The organism is Paenibacillus sp. FSL H7-0331, assembly GCF_001956045.1.
In genome coordinates, this window is record NZ_MRTH01000140.1 from 1 (window position 1) to 1,253 (window position 1,253).

Consider the following 1,253-nt stretch of genomic DNA (forward strand, 5'->3'; position numbering starts at 1 on the left):
GATTTCACCGTCGCTTTCAGGTTGTATATCTTTAATTCGACGGGTTGGAAATGAATTCCTTTAGTTCAACTTATATAGAAATTTATTCAAATATTCATAACTATTTTCGTTAGATAATTGAATCAACAATTTTAAAGTTTTGTTCTGAATTTCATTATCTAAAAGTTCAGAATTCTTCTTCATCCTGCAGTACCCACTGATTTTCATAAGCCCTGAGTAGAAGCCAACCTTTCTTTTATAATAGATCGTTGCCATCAAAGTTGTTATAATGAAAAGGAGTATATGTAGACCAATTACCAAACTAAAAGCTATCATCGAAAAGATATCAGTATTTGTAAGCACCTGTACAACGAACCCGATTCCTAAAAAGGTTGTTCCAATAATGCCTAAAGAGTTTAATTTGACTAAATCTGTGAATACACTTCCAACACCAGACGCACTTATTCTGCTTTGCGACTTCATTAATTTATAGTTACTTCCAAAAAAAGACTTCCCCAACATACTTGCTCCAGTAAGATCAAAGAACAGCCCAAAAATATTCGCCCAGTTACTCACATCCATGACATCACCACTCGATAATATTCAAATTTTAATAAAATCAGACTTACAATGTCATTTTGGCTCCATGACTAATCTATTATTCACATATAGTTCTACACGTTGGCTATAAACCTGATCACCATATTTGATTAATTTCGGGTAATTTACATAGTCAGCAACTCCACACAAGTAATTCTCTTCACCAAATATAAATTTGCTAGTTGGTTCACTCTTGTTATATAGTTCCAACATTAATTTTTCAATGTCACGAGGTTCAAAGCAGCACACTCCAAACAAAACCATATTATGCTGATCTGTAAATGAATTATATAAGTCAAACAGCATAAACTCTGGGTTTTCTACCTCATTTTTGAATACAACAATATCACCGCGTCCTCTACCATAAGAATCATACTTTGATAATAGGAAGTCGTCATCAAAATCTATATTCATCAAGTTTTTTATTTTATCAATTTCATCTGATAAATAAATGCAATCAATAGGCAATAAATAATGGATCTCTGTCATTTTCTTCATCTCTTGTTATCCTCTAACTCTCCCCATGAAGCTGAATTTTATCGGTTTAAATTTTTGTATATTACCACTAGAATTTAACTATACTTACCTATGAAATCACTCCATTAACTAATCAATTTCCATATATTTATAGTATCACATTTTGAAATAGCAAAGTCAATGATTCTCATTTTATT

The 1,253-nt window shown here is 31.4% G+C and carries 2 protein-coding genes; both read right to left on the reverse strand.

Going from position 1 to position 1,253, the window contains the following annotated elements; all coding sequences use genetic code 11:
• Window positions 1–60: 60 nt before the first annotated feature.
• Window positions 61–561 (reverse strand): hypothetical protein, encoded by a 501-nt coding sequence (locus tag BK127_RS42145; RefSeq protein ID WP_076238579.1) that lies wholly within the window; start codon window positions 559–561, stop codon window positions 61–63.
• Between the two features lie 51 nt (window positions 562–612).
• Complete coding sequence (locus tag BK127_RS42150; RefSeq protein ID WP_076238580.1) at window positions 613–1,077, reverse strand: hypothetical protein; 465 nt, start codon at window positions 1,075–1,077, stop codon at window positions 613–615.
• Window positions 1,078–1,253 lie beyond the last annotated feature (176 nt).

Excerpts from the sequence above, each read along its gene's own strand:
- BK127_RS42150 (WP_076238580.1), bottom strand. The coding sequence starts at position 1,077 with ATGAAGAAAATGACAGAGATCCATTATTTATTGCCTATTGATTGCATT.
- BK127_RS42145 (WP_076238579.1), bottom strand. The coding sequence starts at position 561 with ATGGATGTGAGTAACTGGGCGAATATTTTTGGGCTGTTCTTTGATCTT.